Origin of the sequence: Chelatococcus reniformis, from assembly GCF_014640075.1 — a bacterium.
GTDB lineage: Bacteria > Pseudomonadota > Alphaproteobacteria > Rhizobiales > Beijerinckiaceae > Camelimonas > Camelimonas reniformis.
Genome location: NZ_BMGG01000001.1, coordinates 873,913 through 892,508, shown reverse-complemented (window position 1 = coordinate 892,508; position 18,596 = coordinate 873,913). Strand labels below are relative to the sequence as shown.

Annotated in this window: 13 protein-coding genes; 11 read left to right on the top strand and 2 right to left on the bottom strand. The window is 67.2% G+C overall.

Translation table 11 applies throughout. The features are described 5' to 3' along the window. Positions 1–733: 733 nt before the first annotated feature. From IEW34_RS03775 to IEW34_RS03765, 3 genes are all read left to right on the top strand, one after another. Positions 734–4,009: a class I SAM-dependent methyltransferase gene (locus IEW34_RS03775; protein WP_210324434.1), complete on the top strand. Its 3,276-nt coding sequence runs from the start codon at positions 734–736 to the stop codon at positions 4,007–4,009. A 278-nt stretch (positions 4,010–4,287) separates the two neighbouring features. Continuing rightward, the gene (locus IEW34_RS03770) at positions 4,288–4,959 is read left to right on the top strand and encodes a class I SAM-dependent methyltransferase (protein ID WP_188607746.1); all 672 of its coding nucleotides are present in this window, start codon (positions 4,288–4,290) and stop codon (positions 4,957–4,959) included. Beyond that, positions 4,946–7,162 (top strand): glycosyltransferase, encoded by a 2,217-nt coding sequence (locus tag IEW34_RS03765; protein WP_188607745.1) that lies wholly within the window; start codon positions 4,946–4,948, stop codon positions 7,160–7,162. Before IEW34_RS03770 ends, IEW34_RS03765 begins: the two co-directional genes overlap by 14 nt. 17 nt (positions 7,163–7,179) lie before the next feature. Here IEW34_RS03765 and IEW34_RS03760 read toward each other — a convergent pair whose 3' ends face one another. Further along, positions 7,180–8,847, bottom strand: coding sequence for a class I SAM-dependent methyltransferase (locus tag IEW34_RS03760; protein ID WP_188607744.1), 1,668 nt, complete (start codon positions 8,845–8,847; stop codon positions 7,180–7,182). 489 nt (positions 8,848–9,336) lie between these two features. On the opposite strand from IEW34_RS03760, the gene IEW34_RS30895 reads away from it, so the two are divergent. From IEW34_RS30895 to IEW34_RS03720, 8 genes are all read left to right on the top strand, one after another. Continuing rightward, positions 9,337–10,506, top strand: coding sequence for a calcium-binding protein (locus IEW34_RS30895; RefSeq protein ID WP_188607743.1), 1,170 nt, complete (start codon positions 9,337–9,339; stop codon positions 10,504–10,506). Positions 10,507–10,781: 275 nt separating this feature from the next. Continuing rightward, a complete protein-coding gene (locus tag IEW34_RS03750; RefSeq protein ID WP_188607742.1) occupies positions 10,782–11,249 on the top strand; it encodes a hypothetical protein in 468 nt (155 codons plus the stop codon). A gap of 20 nt (positions 11,250–11,269) precedes the next feature. Then, positions 11,270–13,264: a glycosyltransferase gene (locus tag IEW34_RS03745; RefSeq protein WP_188607741.1), complete on the top strand. Its 1,995-nt coding sequence runs from the start codon at positions 11,270–11,272 to the stop codon at positions 13,262–13,264. A 245-nt stretch (positions 13,265–13,509) separates the two neighbouring features. Further along, positions 13,510–13,899, top strand: coding sequence for a COG4315 family predicted lipoprotein (locus IEW34_RS03740; protein WP_188607740.1), 390 nt, complete (start codon positions 13,510–13,512; stop codon positions 13,897–13,899). A 201-nt stretch (positions 13,900–14,100) separates the two neighbouring features. Then, positions 14,101–14,610, top strand: a complete 510-nt coding sequence (locus IEW34_RS03735) for a sigma-70 family RNA polymerase sigma factor (RefSeq protein WP_188607739.1) — start codon at positions 14,101–14,103, stop codon at positions 14,608–14,610. Continuing rightward, positions 14,607–15,407 (top strand): anti-sigma factor family protein, encoded by an 801-nt coding sequence (locus tag IEW34_RS03730; protein WP_188607738.1) that lies wholly within the window; start codon positions 14,607–14,609, stop codon positions 15,405–15,407. The genes IEW34_RS03735 and IEW34_RS03730 overlap by 4 nt, the downstream gene beginning before the upstream one ends. A 68-nt stretch (positions 15,408–15,475) precedes the next feature. Continuing rightward, the gene (locus IEW34_RS03725) at positions 15,476–16,288 is read left to right on the top strand and encodes a helix-turn-helix domain-containing protein (RefSeq protein WP_188607737.1); all 813 of its coding nucleotides are present in this window, start codon (positions 15,476–15,478) and stop codon (positions 16,286–16,288) included. 132 nt (positions 16,289–16,420) lie between these two features. After that, on the top strand, positions 16,421–17,818 hold the full coding sequence (locus IEW34_RS03720) for an MATE family efflux transporter (RefSeq protein ID WP_188607736.1): 1,398 nt from the start codon (positions 16,421–16,423) through the stop codon (positions 17,816–17,818). Here IEW34_RS03720 and ubiG read toward each other — a convergent pair. Beyond that, complete coding sequence (ubiG, locus tag IEW34_RS03715; protein ID WP_188607981.1) at positions 17,805–18,572, bottom strand: bifunctional 2-polyprenyl-6-hydroxyphenol methylase/3-demethylubiquinol 3-O-methyltransferase UbiG; 768 nt, start codon at positions 18,570–18,572, stop codon at positions 17,805–17,807. The genes IEW34_RS03720 and ubiG overlap by 14 nt on opposite strands. Positions 18,573–18,596: the final 24 nt, after the last annotated feature.

The following is an 18,596-nucleotide window of genomic DNA, read 5'->3' as shown; positions in this document are numbered from 1 at the left end:
AGCCGCTCCACGAGCGCCAGGTCCAGCAACCGACCGATGTCCTTTCAACCGGTGCATATGACGGATGGATCTGCATGGCGCAACGATGCTGGAGCCGGTCAAATAGAGAAGAAATCCTTGGGTTAAGCTTGACGGGTCTTTGACGGAGTGTGACGTCCATGTTGATGCCGCTGCGACGGAAAATGTGGCCGTGCGACGCCCGCCGGGAGGCCGCGGCCGCCGCTCCGGGCCCGCTACTCACCGTGGGCGGCTTCTGCCGCGACGGCTCTGTCTAGACTGGTGGGATGGCAAGCGCGAGCGCAGGGGGGAGGCGCCCGGCCGGGTTGGGCGACGGGACGCGATTTCGCGCCTGATGCGCGCGGCGCCTCGATGATCGCAAATCCGGCTCGGCGCCCGGCTCGATCCTTCCCACCGCCGAGTGCCGGCGGCACTTAAAAACGCCGCGCTGGCTTTCCCTTGCCCCGGTCACGCCTCATGATAAGCACCATTGCGGACTTGCGTTTTCGGCCCCTGCGTGCGAGACGACGGCCGTATTCGCGCGAGCTGTTGGCCTGGGCGCCAGCGGCCATGGTCACGAAGTCGTCTCGAAGTATCCGACGATACGGGCCTAAGGTGTTAGTTGATCGAAATGTCGGAACAAGCTAATTTAGACATGGGCTCCGACGCTGGGAGGCAGCTCTCCGCATTCCCGCCTTGCCTCGATGCTGCATCGTTCTGGACGCCGCGGCGAATCGTGACGTCGGCTTGGCTCGAGCACGCGCCGTTTGCGTTCTGGCTGATCCACGCCCTGCGACCGAACGTCGTGGTCGAGCTCGGCACGCACAACGGCTTCTCATTCTTTTCATTCTGCCAAGCCGTCGAGCAGTTGGGGCTGCCGACCGCATGTTATGCCATCGATACCTGGCGTGGCGACGAGCATGCGGGATTTTACGGCGAGGATGTCTTTCATGATGTGAGTGCCACCAACGAGCGGTACTACTCTGGCTTTGCGCGTTTGCTGCGCTCCACGTTCGATGATGCTCTGCAGTATTTTGCCGACGGCTCTATTGATCTTTTGCACATCGACGGCGCGCACGATTACGAGTCAGTGAAGCACGATTACGAGACCTGGTTTCCCAAGCTTTCGTCAAGAGCGGTGGTGCTGTTCCACGACACCAACGTCAAGGAGCGGAATTTCGGGGTGTTTCGCCTCTGGTCCGAGCTGACCGAGCGGTATCCGTCATTCGAGTTTCTCCATGGCAACGGCCTCGGCGTTCTCGGGGTCGGCGAGGCGCTCGCACCTGCGGCGTGGCGGCTGCTCGCGAGCGACGAGGCCGACCGGCAGCTGGTTCGCGCCGCCTATGCCTCGTTGGGCGCCGCGATCACCAGCCGCCAGCATACCGACACCGCCAGACAGCAGGTCGATCAGCTGGAGGCCGCGCTGCGGGCTGCGGCGCAGCAGCGCGATGCGGCCGGGGCCGAGGTCGCGGCCCTCGCCGCCGACAACGCCGCGGCGAAGGCCGAGCTCGCGGCGCTATCTGCCCATCACGACACGGCGCGGCGGGAAAGCGTGCGCCTGAGCGAAGAGCTTGCGGCGTTGCAAGCGGAGGCGACGACGGCCGGCGAAGACAAGGCAAGGCTGAGCCGTGAGCTGGCTACCTTCCGCGACGCCGCGACCGCGGCCGAACGGGAGAGGCAACGGCTGAGGGGGGAGTTTTCCGGCCTGCGCCAAGCCTTCGACAGTGCGAAGGACGATGCGGATCAGCACCGCAGAGTCGCCTACGAGGCGTCTCACCAGCTGGCGCTCGTCACGGGCAGTACCTCGTGGCGCATAACCTATCCGCTGAGGCTTCAGCTCGAGCGCTTGCCGGGGTTGCGCCGCTTCGCGCGGCGCTCGGCGAAGCTCGCGTGGTGGACGGTCACGTTCCGGCTTCCCGCCAAGCTGCGGGAGCGGGCGCAGCAGCAGCAGGAGGCCTCGGCCGCCGTACGTCAGCTGCAAGCTGTTGCGTGGCCAGCCGCCGTGCTTCAGCCGCAGGCTGCTGTGTTGCCGGCAGCCACCGACAGGGAGCCGGGATCCGCGTCCCGCGGTGATGCGCTTGCCCACCGGGGCGCGGCGCACGCTCCAGTGGTGGTGTTCATCTCGGGAGAAGCGCACACGCCCGGCCATCTGTACCGCATCAGGCGGCCGGCGGAGGCCGCGCGAACAGCCGGGGCGCAGGTGTTCGAGATGCGGATCGAGGATGCCCGCCATCAGCTGCCCACCATCCGGAGCGCCGATCTCGTCATTCTGTGGCGGGCCGCCTGGGACGAGAAGGTGGAGGCGGTCGTGCGCGCGGCGCGCAGTGGAGGATCGAAGCTTGTCTTCGATATCGACGACCTCATGTTCGACCCGAGCCTCGCCAAGGTCGAGATTATCGACGGCATCCGCTCCATGGGGCTCAGCGAGGAGCCGGTGCGCCAGCATTACGAGCAGGTGCGGGCCACGCTGGGGCAGGCTGACTACTGCGTCGCGCCGACGGCGTTCCTCGCCCGCCGGCTGCGGCTGTGCGGCAAGCCGACCTTCCTGTTGCCGAACGGCTTCGACGAAAGCGTGCTCAATGCGTCTCGCCTGGCGGTGCGTCACCGCGCGCAGCAACCGACCGACAGCCTCGTGCGGATCGGCTACGCCACCGGAAGCAGGACCCACCAGAAGGACTTTGCCCAGGCGGCCGAGGCGGTTGCGGGTGTGCTGCGCGATCGGCCGCAATGCCGGCTCGTGCTGTTCCAGCACATGGGCGATCCGGTCATGCGGGTCGACGAATTCCCCGCCTTGACGGGCCTCGCGGAGCAGATCGAATGGCGCGAGATGGTGCCGCCCCCGCAACTGCCATCGGAGCTGGCACGCTTCGACGTCAACCTGGCGCCGCTGGAGGTAGGCAATCCGTTCTGCGAAGCAAAGAGTGAGCTGAAATACTTCGAGGCGGCGCTCGTCGGCGTTCCGACCGTTGCCTCGCCGACCGAGCCGTATCGCGCGGCCATTCGGGACGGCGAGACCGGCTGCCTCGCGCGGACCGCCGACGAATGGCGCGCCGCGCTTGTGCGGCTCGTCGACGACGCATCCATGCGGACCGCCATGGCGGAGGCGGCGTACTACGACGTGCTCGGCAAGTTCGGCCCCGAAGCCCGCGTCGAGGCGGTCGGCTCCATCATCGAGCAGATCGGCTTTGGCGGGCGTCGGGGGGCGCGGGCCTTCGAGCTGGAGCTGGAGCGTGCGGCGAGGCCGCCGCGGCCCCATCCGCACGTGCCGAGCCACGAAGTCCTGTTCAACGTGGATCAATTGGGCCTGGCCGAGGTGACCGTTGTCGTTCCGCTCTACAACTACGCCCATTTCGTACTCGAGGCGCTCGAGTCGGTGCGGGAGCAGACGCTGGCGGAGATCGACCTGATCGTCATCGACGATGCCTCGACGGACGACTCGCAGGCGATCGCCAAGTCCTGGCTTGCCGAGCATCATCAGCGCTTCAACCGGGCTATGCTGGTCCAGAATACGCCGAATGCGGGCTTGGCCTTTTCGCGCAACGTCGGCTTTGCCCTGGCCGAGACGGCGTATGTTCTACCGCTCGATGCCGACAACCGGCTGATGCCGCGCTGCGCCGAGCTGTGCCTGGGGGCGATCAAACGATCGGGCGCCTCCTATGTCTATCCTCAGATCCAGCACTTCGGCGACAGCCGCGATCAGATCGGGCTCGATCCCTATGAGCCGGTGCGCTTCGTGCCTGGCAACTACATCGACGCCATGGCGTTGGTCCGAAAGTCGGCCTGGGCGGCCGTCGGCGGCTACGAGCGCCAAGTCAAGTCGGGATGGGAGGACTTCGACTTCTGGTGCAAGATGGTCGAGCAGGGCGGCTTCGGCGAGCGGGCTCCCGAGGTTCTTGCGGGCTACCGCGTGCATGCCCACTCGATGCTTCACTACGAAACAAATCTGCCGGACAACAAGGTGCAATTGATCGATCAGATGCAGGCGCGACATCCCTGGCTCCAGCTGCGATAGCGGACGTCGTGCCTGAGGGGAGCCAAAGGCTCCGTCAGTTTGTTTTCATCTGGCGCAGATACTGTCCCCGGCGAGGTTGACGTGTCGGGGCCGCCATTGTGGCGGCCTCCCGGGCCCCCACCGCGGCCCGGGGCCCTGTGCAGACCGCCTCACGCTATTATGGATCAACCTTGGCCTGGGCCGCTGCTGCCGCCCAGCTCCCCTTGATGTTGGACTTGGGGATGCTATACGCCTGCCGAGGGCTGCATTCGACACAGTGCCGCAGGGGAGCGACCAAATTGGGCGTCAAGGCAAACAGCTATCAGCTCGCGCGCGTGGGACCCGTGCACTTCCAGCCCCTCCAATACGAGCTGGATCAGGTCAAACAATACTTCAGCGGCAAGGTGATGAACGCCGGTTGCGGCAACCGCGACCTGACGGGCATCATGAAGGACTACGGTGCGGTCGAGGTCATCAACTATGACATTGCGTCGACCATCCCCGGGGCCATTATTGGTTCGTTGGTAAATACGCCGTTCGAGGACAATACCTTCGACTCCATCATCTGCAACGCCGTGCTCGAACATGTACCGCGGATCGACGACGTCATGAAAGAGCTGGCGCGTACGCTGAAACCCGGAGGCTTCCTGGTGGTCGGTGTGCCCTATCTGCAGCCCTACCATCTCAGTCCGACGGACTTTCGGCGCTACACCCGTGATGGGCTGGTCGAGCTGGGCGAGCTGCACGGGTTGAATACCGTCGAGGTGCTCCCTGTCCACACAATTGCCCAGACCTTGGGCTGGATCGCCTGGGAATACGCCCAAGAGCGTGGCGGCGTGCGCCCCTATATCGTCTATCCCATCGTCTGGCTGGCGACGCGCCTGTTCCACCGGACCGACATGGCGCTGAAGAACAACGCCAATACGTTCCAGGCCGTGTTCACTAAGGCCGAGGCCAATGCCCGCGGCTGATCGGAGCAGGGCGCAGCCGGTGGTGCGGGATTTCGCGGCGTTCGCCGCGGCGACCGGCCCGCTCCCACGGACCTGCATTGTCACGGGCGAGCTGGTCGGGCCGTTCAAGAACGGCGGCTTGGGCACATCCATGACCGGGCTGGCGGAATTCCTGGCGGCGCATGACGCTGAGGTGACCGTGCTCTACACCGGCGAGGTGACGGGCAGTCTGGAGGAGTGGCGAGCCAAATATGCCGCCGCCGGGGTGACGTTGTGCGCTCTGGACGAGTTCGAGCGGCCGGCCCTCGTCGGGCCCCTGGCCGATATCGGCTGGACCAATGCCTGGCCGGTCTATAGGGCGCTCAAGTCCCTGAGCTTCGACGTCATCCATTTTAACGACACGGTTGGCGAAGGCGTCTACTGCCTGCTCGCCAAGCGGATGGGCCTCGCCTTCGGCGAGACGCTGCTCTGTCTGGCGCTCCACTCTCCGACAGAATGGATTCTCGAGGGCAATGGCCACCCGGCCAACTGGGCCGGCTTCTGCTTCTTCACCTCCTCGGAACGCCTGTCGATCCGCAACACGGACTTGCTGTGGGGGCCGAGCCGCTATCTCATCGATTGGCTGACTCACCGGCGCTACGACCTGCCGGAGCAGATCTTCAACCAGCAATACGTCATCCCGACCGACGACCTGTTTGGGCCGGGGCTGGAGAAGACCGCGCGGGCCGCGGCCGTGCCGGTGCCGGTGCCGCCGCGCCGGCCGAGGGAGATCGTCTTCTTCGGCCGCCTGGAGGAGCGCAAGGGCATCCGCCTTTTTGTCAACGCCATCACCAAGCTGGGCCCGGAGCTGGCGCGCCGCGGCGTGTCCGTCACCTTCATGGGCAAGCCGAGCTCGGTGAACGGCGTTCCGGCCGACGAGTTCCTGGCCACGCGGTCGGGCCAGTGGCCGTTCCAGTGGCGCATCGAGAGCGGCCTCGATCAGCGCCATGCCGTCGCCCATCTGCGCGAGGCGGACTGCGTCGCAGTCATGGCCTCGCCTGTCGACAACTCGCCATGCACCGTCTACGAGGCGCTGCAATTCGGCTTTCCCTTCATTGCGGCGCGGACTGGCGGCATTCCGGAGCTGGTGCATCCGGACGACCATGCGCTTCACCTCTTCGACTACAAGGTCGATGCGCTGTCAGCTCTCTTGCTCAAGGTGCTGGACGTCGGCATCGGCAATGCCCGCCACGCCGTCCCGGTCGCCACCAACCAGGCGTGCTGGCTGGGCATGCACCGCAGCTGGCGGCAGCTTCTGCCGCCGCCGCCAGCGCCGGCGCCCGAGCGCACTTGGGCCCTGGTCGTGGATGCCACGGCCGGCACCGATTTCGACCAGGTATCGGCGACGCTGGCGAGCGCGCGAGCCTGCCTCGACGGCTACGGCTGCAAGACCATCGTGGTGCAGCACGGGGTCGCTTCCGCATCGGCCAAATGGCCCGCAGGCATCGAGGTGATCGACGAGCTCGATGACACGATCGGCGGGGAACTGATCGGCCGACTGTCAGCCGCAGGCGCGGACACGGTCCTCCTGATCCGTGCCGGGATCACCATCGAGCAGGGAGCCCGCCCCATTCTCGAGCGTGCCTTGGCGGCCGGGCCCGAGGCCGTCATCCCCATGACCCATGTCGCGCCCGCGGCCGCGACCATGTTGATGATGCCCGGCAGTGCGGCGCTCACCATGTTGGAGGGGGAATACGACAGCGGCGCCGTGGCCCTCTCGTTGCCTCAGGCGCTTGATCGCCTGGGCGCACGCGTCGGGCAGCTCGATCGCGATCGGCCTTACTTCGGCGTTGTCGATGAGCTCCACGGTGCGGGCGGCGAAGTGTGGCCGGTGCCGGAGGTGTTGCTGACGGCGCAGGATGCATCCAGTGTTGTCGTGAGAGGACTCTTCGAGAGCCGGCGCAACCGCAGCTTCGCCACGATGGACGTGGCCGAGGTCTACCAAACGATGAGCGTCGGCCGGCATTTCTACCGTGCCGTGGTCCCCGTGAAGGTGCCGGCACCGCCGACGGCGCCGGCGGCTCCAGCTCCAGTTCCGGCCCCGGTTCCAGCTCCCGTGGGGCGTTCGGCGCCGGAATCGACGTCAAAGCTGGGAAAAACCGCCCACAAAATCCTCCTCACCGTTTATCCGAGCCGCGGGCAGGCGATGTTCGAGCAGCTCAGGCAGACCTTCAGGCGGCTTTGACGGCGGCAATATCGCCGTTATCCGTGGAGGCGCCGCGCCAGGCGGCCGACCAGTGTCCCGAGCACGCGTTCGGCTCGGGTGAGGCTGTCGCGCAGCTGTCCCGCCTCCTCCTCCAGGTGCCGGATGAGGCTGGCGTGTGCGTCGATCAGCGCGGCTTGACCCTTCGTCGTGGCCGCGAGCTCCTCGATCCGCCGTTCATGTTGCCGCCGCTCGCCCAGCAGCGCCTCCTGTGCCGAGCGGAGTTTGGTGATGATTGCCGCCTGTTGGTCCGCGATCTTCTTTTGCTCGACGAGGGTCCGCTCGAGCTGCGCCTTATCGTCCAGCAAGGTCTCGCGCACCGCCTGGAGTTGCGCCAGTTCGGCAACTTGGCGCTCCGTTACCCTTCCGTGTTCATCGACGGCTTGATGGAGCTGCTGCTTTTCGCCCTCGAGACGGCCGCGCACCGACCAGTGGTCCTCGATTTCCGCGACATAGCGGCTGGTGAGGACCCGGTAGTCGTTGTTCGATGCCTCGTAGGCAGCGACGCTGTCGCTCAGCTGTTTCACCCGCTCGCTGAGGCTGAAGTTCTCCGTCTCCACCCGGCTGCGTACGGACCAGTGATCTTGGATCTCCGCCGCATACCGCTCCGTGAGCGCCCGGTAGTCCTTGTTCGACGTCTCGTAAACCGCCACGCTCTCCGTGAGTTTGCGGACCTCCTGGGCGAGGCGCAGATTCTCTTGCTCCAGTCGCTCACGCACCGATCGATGCTCGGCGATCTCCGCGGGATAGCGTTCCGTGAGGCACAGATACTCTGCAACCGATGCTTCATCGGCTGAAGCGGACGCAGTGATCGATTCCAATTGCTTGAGGAGCTCAGCATCAGGCGCGTGACGCGCGGACAGCTGGCCGAGTTTGACCCGCAATTCGAGAAGCTTGCCTAGCAGTGCTTGGCGGTCCCCCGCCAAATGGGCAAATCCGGACGTCGGCCGCGGAGGAGCGGCAGGGATTGCGACTGCCTGCGCAATCGGGCGTGCCCGCTTCTCGAAGACAACCATGTTATGGAATACGTACGTTCCGAACAACGACGTGTTCCAAATACTTGCTGCCGGTTGCGCCGCATTCGCCGCAATGCCGGATCGGATCGTATGATATTGCTCGATAGCGTCTTCCCTGAAGAAGGTCGACTCCATGGCAATCGTGTTCGCGTAATCGAGGAAATCGCGGAACGGCAGTGTGCCTGAATTCCACTGCGGGAAGCGGGAGCAGGCGATATCCTCGACGAAGTATAGGCCGCCCATCGCCAGCCGCTGCATCACGTGCTCAAAGACGACGATTTGGTCCTCGAGAACGTGGCTGCCATCGTCGATGACAACGTCGACCTCACGCTCGGCGAAACGATCGACCACGGCGTCAAGGAATTGCCGGTCGGTCGCATCTCCGATCGCGATCGTCGCGCGTTCGAACCGATGCTCGATGAGGTCCGGCGTCTTCTCGATCCCGACAATGGTGGCGTTCGGAAGGTAGTCCTCCCACATCCGGAGCGAACCGCCCTTCCAGACGCCTATCTCAATCACCCGGAGCGGACGGTCGCGCAGCGGCTCGAGGAAACGCTCATAGATCTCGGTGTAGTGATGCGCCTCACCAAAGTCGCCGGGGTCGGTACCCTTATCCGTGCCGTGCCGATCCGCCAGCTCTGTCAGCGTCAAGCGTCTCATGATGTCCTCGGCGGAACCCGCACCGGGTTCCGCGGCGGCTGCGCCGGTATGGTCCCTGAACCACTAAGCGTCGGGTTGTGCCCCAGTTGATCGTGCGCCGCAAGGTCTCTGGGTCGGCTAAGAGCGTTGGCTGAGCAGGGCTGCGCGTGGTTCTGGCGGCGCCGAGACTAGGCTGACTCGATGCGCGAGACGGTGGTGCAGGACAGGAACGAGCAAGCATCTCGGAGCGGTCTTGGCGTCCATGAGTCCGCGCGTTTCGATTCCGATCGCGAAACTGTTGGTAGCGGATTTTCGGCAAGGCCGCCAAAGTACATGGCGGCGTGTACGTTGGCGCACGTCCACGAAGGTTTGTAGCGGACACACTAAAACACTGCCCTTTGGCAGGACCTCGGAACCGCAGAACGGAGCTGGCTGATAACTCGGTCACAGATCGGCCGTGCCGGCGTCGCTCCCCGAGGGTAGCAACTAGAGGAGGAGCTCATGACCTACTACGGTGGCGATGGTAACGACTATCAACACAACAACGCAAACTTCTATCAGTATGGCGGCGAGGGCGATGATCGCCTCGACAAAGACAATGGTAGCTTCGTTACCTATGGCGGCGGGGGCAACGACACGCTCTGGCAGGCCGGCTCGGGTTACATGGACGCCTTTGGCGGATATGGTAACGACTGGCTCCTGCTCTACGGCAACGCGTCGGGCTCCTACCTCTACGGCGAAGTCGGTAACGACGTCATCGATGGCGGTGGCGGCAGCGACTACATCGAAGGCGGCCAAGGTACGGATTCGCTGCGCGGCAATGCCGGCAGCGACACCATCTATGGCGGTGGCGGAGACGACACCAACACCAATATCACGGCCGGCGCCAATATAGCGGGCTGGAACGTGACGCGGGCCGGCGGCCTCTACGGTGGCGACGGCAACGACTATCTCGATGGCGGCCAAGGCAACGACTATCTCAGCGGCGATGCTGGCAATGATCGCATGCTGGGCGGCGACGACAACGACAGCCTGTATGGCGGTATCGGCGACGACTACATGGATGGCGGCGCGGGCAACGACTATCTGTCCGGCGCCGATGGAAACGACACTCTGATCGGCGGACCGGGGCTCGATTCGGCCTACGGCGGCAACGGTAACGATTTCGTCTATCTGACCGGCACCTCCGGTTCGCTGGGGGATGGCGGTGTCGGTAACGATCAGGTCTACGCGGCCGGCGGCGGCAACTTCAGCCTCTACGGCGGCAGCGGCGACGACACGGTCGGCTCCCAATCGGGCAACGACGCCCTTTACGGCGGGGATGGTGCCGACCTGCTGTACGGCTTCTTCGGCAACGACACGCTCTACGGCGGCTCGGGCGTCGACCGCATTATCGGCGGCGATGGCAATGACACGCTCTACGGCGGTGCTGACCAAGACTACTTCATCATGAACGAGGGCTTCGTCTCCGGCCAGCAGGACAGGATTCAGGACTTCCAGGACGGTATCGACCTGGTCGGCCTGCCGACCGGTGTGCAGGGCCAGATCGCCCTGTCGAACACCGGCGGCGGCGCGTTGCTCTCTTACGACTTCGGCAACGGCTCCTACAGCGTTCTGTTCGCGGGCGTAACCGCCGCCCAGGTGAGCGACCAGATCTACTACTACGGCTGAGCTCAGCCTCTAGGGGCAGGAGGGGCCGCTGCGGCGGCCCCTTTTTTTGGGCAGGGAAGGGGCTTCATCCTGAACCCCCGACGGCTACGGGCGCAGTCGCCCGAAGATTGCGATCTCAACTGACTCGCTATCCATAATTGTCTGAAGCGACATGATTTGTAGAAGAGCTGAATGCTGTTAAACGCGTACAGCCTCGGGAGCCACCGGGAAGCGCTCGGCATCGTATTGGCGGGCGCATTCGGTTGATCCCGACGGACGTGACCGGGGCAGATGCGATGCAAGAGACATTGACGGACCGGCCGGCCGTGGGGCCCACTGCGGGGCTGCGCGATCCGGCGGGGGACCCGAAGTCGGAGGTCGAAAGGCTCGCCGCCGAGCTCTCCGATCAAAGGCAGCACTACGAGGGCCTGCTGGCGCAGCTGTGGCAAGCCATAATCGATTTCCGCCGGGACCGTGCCTCGCTGACCGCGGAGATCGAGGCGCTGCGGCTTCGGGCCGAGAGCGCGAGCGCCGAATTCGGCCGGGACCGGGCCTTGCTGATCGCAGAGATCGAGGCGTTGCGTCACCGGGTCGATAGCGCCGACATGGCGCGGCACTCGGCCGAAGCCGGACAGGACCACGCCCGGGCGGCTCACACGCAAGCCGCCGATATTCTTCATGCGCTCTACAAGTCGACCTCCTGGCGCGCCACCCGGCCGATACGCGGCCTGAAGAAGCTGCTGGCTGGCCAGTGGCTCCGCTGATTCAACGTCCTCGCGCTCTCATGCGGATCTGCCTCGTATCGAACGAGATCCTCGGCGCTCACAAGAATGGCGGCATCGGTACCGCGACGTCGCATCTGGCTGTGCTGCTCGCCCAGGCAGGCCATGCGGTGACCCTGTTCTACGTCGGCCAATCGCCGCTGGTGGAGACCGACCGGTGGGCGGCCTACTATGCCGTCGCCAAGATAGAGCTCTGTCACTTCCCCGCCTCTCTCGCTCGGTTCGGCCCCTGGTGGATCAAGCAGCCCACCGAGGTCTTCGAGCAGCTTTCGCATCGGGACTTCGACGTCATTCTCTTCCAGGAATGGATGGCCTTCGGCCATGGCTGCATCGTCGCCAAGCGGTGCGGGCTGGCGTTCCAGCGGACGGCCCTGGCCGTCATCACCCATTCCAACACCGACTGGATCTATGAAGCGAACCGGCTTCCTTTGCCGTCGCACGAGCAGCTCGGCATCGCCTTCATGGAGCAGCAGGCGATCGAGCTGGCCGACGCGCTGGTCTCGCCATCGGCCTATCTGGCCGGCTGGATGCGGGACGCGCAATGGACGCTCCCCCGCGACGCGGCGGTCATTCCGTATTTTCTGGCTGCCCCGGAGCTGCTGGGGGCAGAGGCTGGCACCGACCAGCGGCGCGTGATCGAGCAACCCCGCCACATTGCATTCTTCGGCAGGCTCGAGGAGCGCAAGGGCGTCACCATCTTCCTGCAGGCGCTCGCCTCCGAGGCGCTCCGCGGCCGCAGGTTCAAGCTCACGTTCCTGGGCAAGCCGGGGACCGTCTCGGCCGAGACGGTCATGACTTTCATCGGCGAGAAGCGGCCCGATCTTCTGCCGCATGCCGAGATCAAGAGCGATCTGTCCTCGGACGAGGCGCAGGACTTCCTGCGCGAGAACGAGTGCATTGCGGTGATTCCCTCGCTCGTCGACAACTCACCTTGCGTTGTCTACGAGTCGCTGAAGCTCGGCCTGCCGTTCATTGCCGCTGGATCGGGAGGCATTCCCGAGCTGCTCAGCCCGGAGGATCACGCAAGATGCCTCTTCGAGCCGACGGCGACGTCTCTCGCAGCCAAGCTTGCCGAGGTTCTTTCGGCGGGCAGCTGGACTGCTGCCCGCCCCGCCTACGATCAGAAGACGGTGGCGACCACGTGGCTGGCGTGGTTCGAGCGCGTGCACGCGGCGGCTCTGGACGCGCGTTCCGCAGGGGCGGCCAGGAGCCCATCGGTCGGCAACTCGTCGCCGGCGGTCTCGATCGTCGTGGCGCACCGCGACCGGCCGGTACATCTGGAGCGGGTGCTCCGCTCCCTCGCGGCTCAGACCGAGCAGGATTTCGAGACGATCGTCGTCGACGACGGCAGCAGGACCCAGGCGGCTGCGGACTATCTGGCCCGGGCCGAACAGGGCGTCGGCGGCTTGCGGGTGCGCGTCATTCGGCAGGACAATCGTCAGGGGCCGGCGTGGAGCACGGGAGTCGGCGCCGCCGGCGGTGATCGCATCATTCTTCTGGACGACGACGACATCGCGTTTCCCAACCTGGTCGAAACCCTGCTGCGGGCGAGCCGGTGTTCGGGCGCCGACATCGTGACGGCTCAGATGCAGCGGTTCGAGCAGACGGATGGTCCGCCCGATCCGGCGGAGCTGATCTACGGCGAGCGCTGCGCTTTTTCGGGCGGGCCTGTCGCGCTCGGGCTATTCCGCAATTGCTTCGGCGACGCGGCCGCGATCTTCCGCCGGCCCGTCCTCGATCTCGCCGGCCTCCACGAACAGCCCGGGGGAACCCATGCGGACTGGCAGCTCCACTTGAGGGCGGTGCTCGCCGGTGCACGCCTGCTGTCCCTGCAGATCCCGTTGCTCTGGCAGCGGACCGACCCGGACGGCAAGATCGCCACAACCGACGCCTACGAGAATTGGAGGGCGGTCGCCTCCCTGTTCGAGGCGCGGATGGATCCCGCCATTCGAAAGCTCATCAGTGCTCTGGGTGCGCACGCGGCGCACGTCAAGTGAGGCGGCCCGAGCAGGGCGGCCCAGTATAGACGGGTACCGTCGCCGGCGATCGCCGCCACGACCGCTTCTGCTCGGCCGACCGCCGCTCCGCATCACCGCACCCGAACCGGCGGCAAAGTGCGCGCCGATGTCGACGCTGTTCGTCGCCCACCGCCGCCGCTGGCGTCCATCACAACTTCCGTGAGCACGGAATAGCGGCCTGCCGCCATCGTCTTCCATGCGCAGACATGCTCAGGGAGAGACCCATGCTGAATTCATTCGTCCGGCCGATGCTGCTGGCGCTTGCCGTCGTCGGCACGGCAACCGCCGCACTCGCCGCGCCCCCGCCCAAGATGGGCGAAACCGCCAAGGGCAAGGCGCTGGTCGATGCCAAAGGCATGACTCTCTACACTTTCGCCAAGGACTCGGACGGAAAGTCGGCCTGCAACGGCCCCTGCGCGACCAACTGGCCGCCGCTGATGGCCGACGCGGGCGCCAAGCCGGAAGCCGGCTACACGATCGTCACCAGGGACGACGGCTCCAAGCAATGGGCCTACAAGGGCAAGCCGCTGTACACCTGGGTCAAGGACAGCAAGCCCGGCGACATCACCGGCGACGGCTTCCTCAACGGTGCCTGGCACATCGCCGCGCCCTGAGCGCTGCCCGAGGCCGAGGGCGTGGCCGGCCCGCCCCGGCCTGCGCCCACCCCGGCAGTGACGCTAAAGCGCTCCGATTGAAAAAGGTGGAGCATTTCTCTGCGATTGGATGATGCTCATCCAGTGGCGAGATGCTCTCGCCGCTGAGCGGCTCCGCGCGGCGGGGGCGCGGGCAGCCCTTGGCCGCAAAGGTGAAGGCGCATGGCGCGCGATGACACCGCTGCCCTGCTGGAGCAGCAGATTCCGGCGCTGCGACGCTACGCCTATGCGCTCGTGCGCGACCCCGACGCGGCGGACGATTTGGTGCAGGACTGCCTCGAACGGGCGCTGTCGCGTTGGTCGCTGCGGCGGCCGGACGGGGAGCTGCGCGCCTGGCTCTTCGCCATCCTGCGCAACCTCTATCTCGACCGCTATCGGCAGCTCGTCCGCCGCGGTCGGCACGTGGAGCTGGATACCGACATGATGGCGCAGCCGGCGACCCAAGAGGCGGGTGCCGAGATGGGCGACGTGCTCGCCGCCCTCCAGCAGCTACCGGAGGAGCAGCAGAGCGTGCTGCTGCTCGTCGGCGTCGAGGATTTCTCCTACGAGGAGGCGGCCCGCGCCCTCGGACTTCCGGTCGGGACGGTGATGTCGCGGCTGTCGCGTGGCCGCAGCCGGCTCCGCGCGATCCTGGAGAACGGCCGCGGGCCGACCCTGCGGAGGGTGAAATGACGGCCGGCGAAGCGCCGATCGGCGAGGATGACCTGCAGGCCTGGATCGACGGCCGACTCCTGGGACCGCGGCTGGCACAGGTCGAAGCCTACCTCGACGAGCAGGGCGGCGTGCGCGAGCGGGCAGCCACGGACCGGCGCCTGCGCGAGGCGTTGCGGACGCGCCTCGCCGCCCGGGCGGCGGAGCCGATCCCCGCGCGGCTGCGCATCGCCCATCTCCGCGCCGCCCGCCACGCCGGCCGGCTGCGCCGGCTGCGCGCTGTGGCCGCGGCCGTCGGCCTCTTCGCGCTCGGCGGGGCAGCCGGCTGGGGCGCGGCGGCCTGGCGCGGCGCGCCGGGCGGAGCGCCGCAGCCGCCGTCCGCCGCCGTGGCCCGCGATGCCGCCCGGGCCTATCGGGTCTTCGTCGTCGAGGTGGCGCACCCGGTCGAGGTCGCCGCCAGCAACGAGAAGCACCTGCTGCAATGGCTGTCCAAGCGGCTCGGCCGCCCGTTGGCCGCGCCGGATCTCACCCGCTTCGGTTATCGGCTGATGGGCGGCCGTCTGCTGCCGGGCGGCGCGGGCGCGGCGGCCCAGCTCATGTACGAGGATGGCGGTGGCCGTCGGCTGACCGTCTACGCCCAGGCGGCCAAGGGCGATGAGACGGCGTTCCGCTTCCGCGAGGAGGGCGGGGCGGCGACGTTCGTCTGGATTGATCAGGGTTTCGGCTTTGCGGTGACGGCGAGCCTCGACCGCGACGAGCTGCTGCCCATCGCCGAGGCGATCTACAAGCAAGGGTGGCCGGAGCGGGCCCGGTCCTGATGGCCGGTACGAGCGCCATTACCCCGGGGGTAATTGGACGGGCGCGGGTGTCGCCCTAAGCTGCGCCCATGATCCAAACCCAACGCACCGTCGGTGACCATCTGCGCGATTGGCGGCAGCGGCGCCGGCTCAGCCAGCTGGACCTGGCGCTGGAGGCCGAAATCTCCACCAAGCACCTGAGCTTCCTGGAGACCGGGCGCTCGCAGCCTTCCCGCGACATGCTGCTGCTGCTCGCCGAGCACCTCGACATCCCGCTGCGCGAGAGGAACGTGCTCATGGTCGCCGCCGGCTTCGCCCCCGTCTTTCCCGAACGGGCGCTCGACGATCCGGCGCTGACCGCGGCACGAGCCGCGGTCGACCTCGTCCTCAGGGGCCACGAACCCTATCCGGCCCTGGCCATCGACCGGCACTGGACCATGCTGGCCGCCAACGGCGCGGTGGCACCGTTGATGGCCGGTGTAGCGCCGGCGCTGCTCAAGTCGCCGGTCAATGTCATGCGCCTGGCGTTGCATCCGGACGGGCTGGCGCCGCACACGGCCAATCTCCCGGAGTGGCGGGGCCACTTGCTCGCCCGCCTGCGCCACCAGGTCGAGGTCTCGGCCGATCCGGTCCTGATCGAGCTGCTCAGCGAACTCAAGGCCTATCCCACATCCAGCTTTTCAAGTCCGCGCCTGCCGCCGCCCGAGGTCGACCACGCGAGCGTCGTGGTGCCTTTTCAGCTCGTCGTCGACGGCACGGTGCTGGCGTTCATCAGCACCACGACCGTGTTCGGCACGCCCGTCGACATCACCCTGGCCGAGCTCGCGCTCGAGACCTTCTTTCCCGCCGACGCCGCCACGGCGGACGTGCTCAAACGGATGGGCGAGGCCCGCGCCCGCTGAGAGGGGCGCCTGCGGCGGCGGCGCTGGCCTCCGGCGTCGGCTTGGCGCTTAATGGGGCAAGGGCTTGCCTTGCGGAGACGTTCCTGGGCTGCCGATCGCTCGCACAGAGTTACAGCCGACTCGAGGCCGCCCATGACCACCGCCCTGTCCGAGACGCTGGTCGACCCGGCGGTGCCGGGCGCCGCGCCAGCCCGGATGGTGCTCGACGAACGTACCCGCCGGCTGCTGGAGCGACCGGTGCTGCCGACGCTCGTGCGTCTGGCCGCCCCCAATGTCTTCGAGGCGGCGGCGCGCATCGCCTTCATCACGGCCGATGCCTTCTTCGTCGCCTGGCTCGGCAACGATGTGCTGGCCGGGGTCTCGGTGGTGTTCCCGTTGCTCACCCTGATGCAGACGATCACGGCGGCGGGCCTGGGCGCCGGCGTCGCCGCCTCGGTGGGCGTGGCGCTCGGTGCCGGGGACCGGGAGCGGGCGCGCTCGCTCGCCGGAACGGCCATGGGCCTGGCGCTCGCGGGTGCCGCCCTCTCCAGCGTGATCCTGGTGCTCGCCGGGCCATCGCTCTACCGGGCAATGGGGCTTTCCGGTGCAGCCCTGGCCGCCGCCAGCGAGTATGGCGCCATCGTCTTTGGCGGCTGCGTCACCGTGTGGCTGATGAATACGCTCGCCAACATCTCGCGCGGGGCCGGCAACATGCTGATCCCGGCCTCCGCCATCCTCATCGGCGAGGTCTTCCACCTGCTGCTGTCGCCCGCGTTGATCGTGGGCTGGGGTCCGTTCCCGCGCATGGGCGTGGCGGGCGCCGGGGTCGCCGTGCTGGCGGCCTACGGTGTCGGCGCGCTGGTCATCGGCAGCTACCTTGTCTCGCGCCGGGCGCTGGTGCGGCTCGATGGGCGCCACCTGCGCATTCGCCGTGTCGAGGCGGCCGCCATCCTGCGCATCGGCCTGCTCGCCTCGGGCGCCATGGTGGTGTTCCAGGCGAGCGCCTTCCTCGTCACCGGGCTCGTCGGTCGCCTCGGCAGCGAGGCGATCGCCGCCTACGGCGCCGCCTCCCGGCTCGAGCTGCTGCAGGCGCCGGTCACCTTCGCCTTCGCCTCGGCGGTGATCACCATGGTGGCCACGGCCATCGGCGCCGGCGACCGGCGGCGCGCCCGCCAGGCGGCGTTGACCGGCATGGCGGTTGCCGCCGCCATCGGCGTGGTGTTCAGCGCCGTGGCCTTCCGGGGCGAGATGTGGATGGCGATCTTCACCAGCGATCCGGCCATCGCCGCCCAAGGCGCGCTCTACCTGCTGTGCCTGGCGCCGCTGTTTCCCATCATCGGCGCCGGCATCGCCGCCTATTTCGCTACTCAGGCCATCGGCGAAGTGGCGCGGCCATTCGCCTGCATCGCCCTGCGTTTCGTCATCGCCGTCGTCGGCGGGCTGGTCGGTCTCAGCCTCTATCCGGGGGTGCTGTCGATCTACCTCGCCAGCGCCCTGGCGGCGCTGGTGAGCAGTCTCGGCCTGATCGCCGTTGCCCTCAGGCGCTTCTGACCGAGCGGCTGCCGCCCCGCACCGCCGTCAGCATGTAGTTGACCGCCATGTCGGCGGAGAGCCGCCAGCGGTCGGCAAGGGGATCGAAGGCGACGCCGGTCCGTGCATCGACGGCGAGGCCCGCCTGGTCGATGGCTCGCGTGAGCTCGGCCGGGGTGACGAAGCGGTTCCAGTCGTGGGTGCCGCGCGGCAGCCAGCGCAGCACGTATTCGGCCCCGACGATGGCGAGCGCGAACGACTTCATGGTGCGGTTGAGGGTGGCCATGACGAGGAGCCCGCCGGGCTTCACCGCGTCGCAGCAGCCCTGCACGAACCGCGGCACGCTGGGCACATGCTCAACCACCTCCATGGCGGTGACGATGTCGAAGCGCTCGCCTACGTCCTCCACCGCCTCATCGGTGTAGGCGATGGCGAGCCCGCCGGCCGCCGCGTGGCCGCGGGCCACGGCGATGTTCGCCGGCGCCGGATCGATGCCCTTCACGGTGGCTCCGAGCCGCGCCAACGGCTCGGCCAGCATGCCGGCGCCGCAGCCCACGTCGAGCACGGTCAGGCCGTCGAGCGGCGCCTCCGCCCGCGGGTCGCGCCCGAAGCGGGCGCAGGCCTCGTCGCGAACGAAGGCGAGCCGCATCGGGTTCATGCGGTGCAGCGGCTTCATCGGGCCCTGCGGATCCCACCAGTCGCGTGCCAGGCGGTCGAAACGGGCGACCTCGGCAGGATCGGCGCGGCGATCTCGGGACGGCTCGCTGTGCTGCATCGACCCCTGCTCCTCGTCCTGACG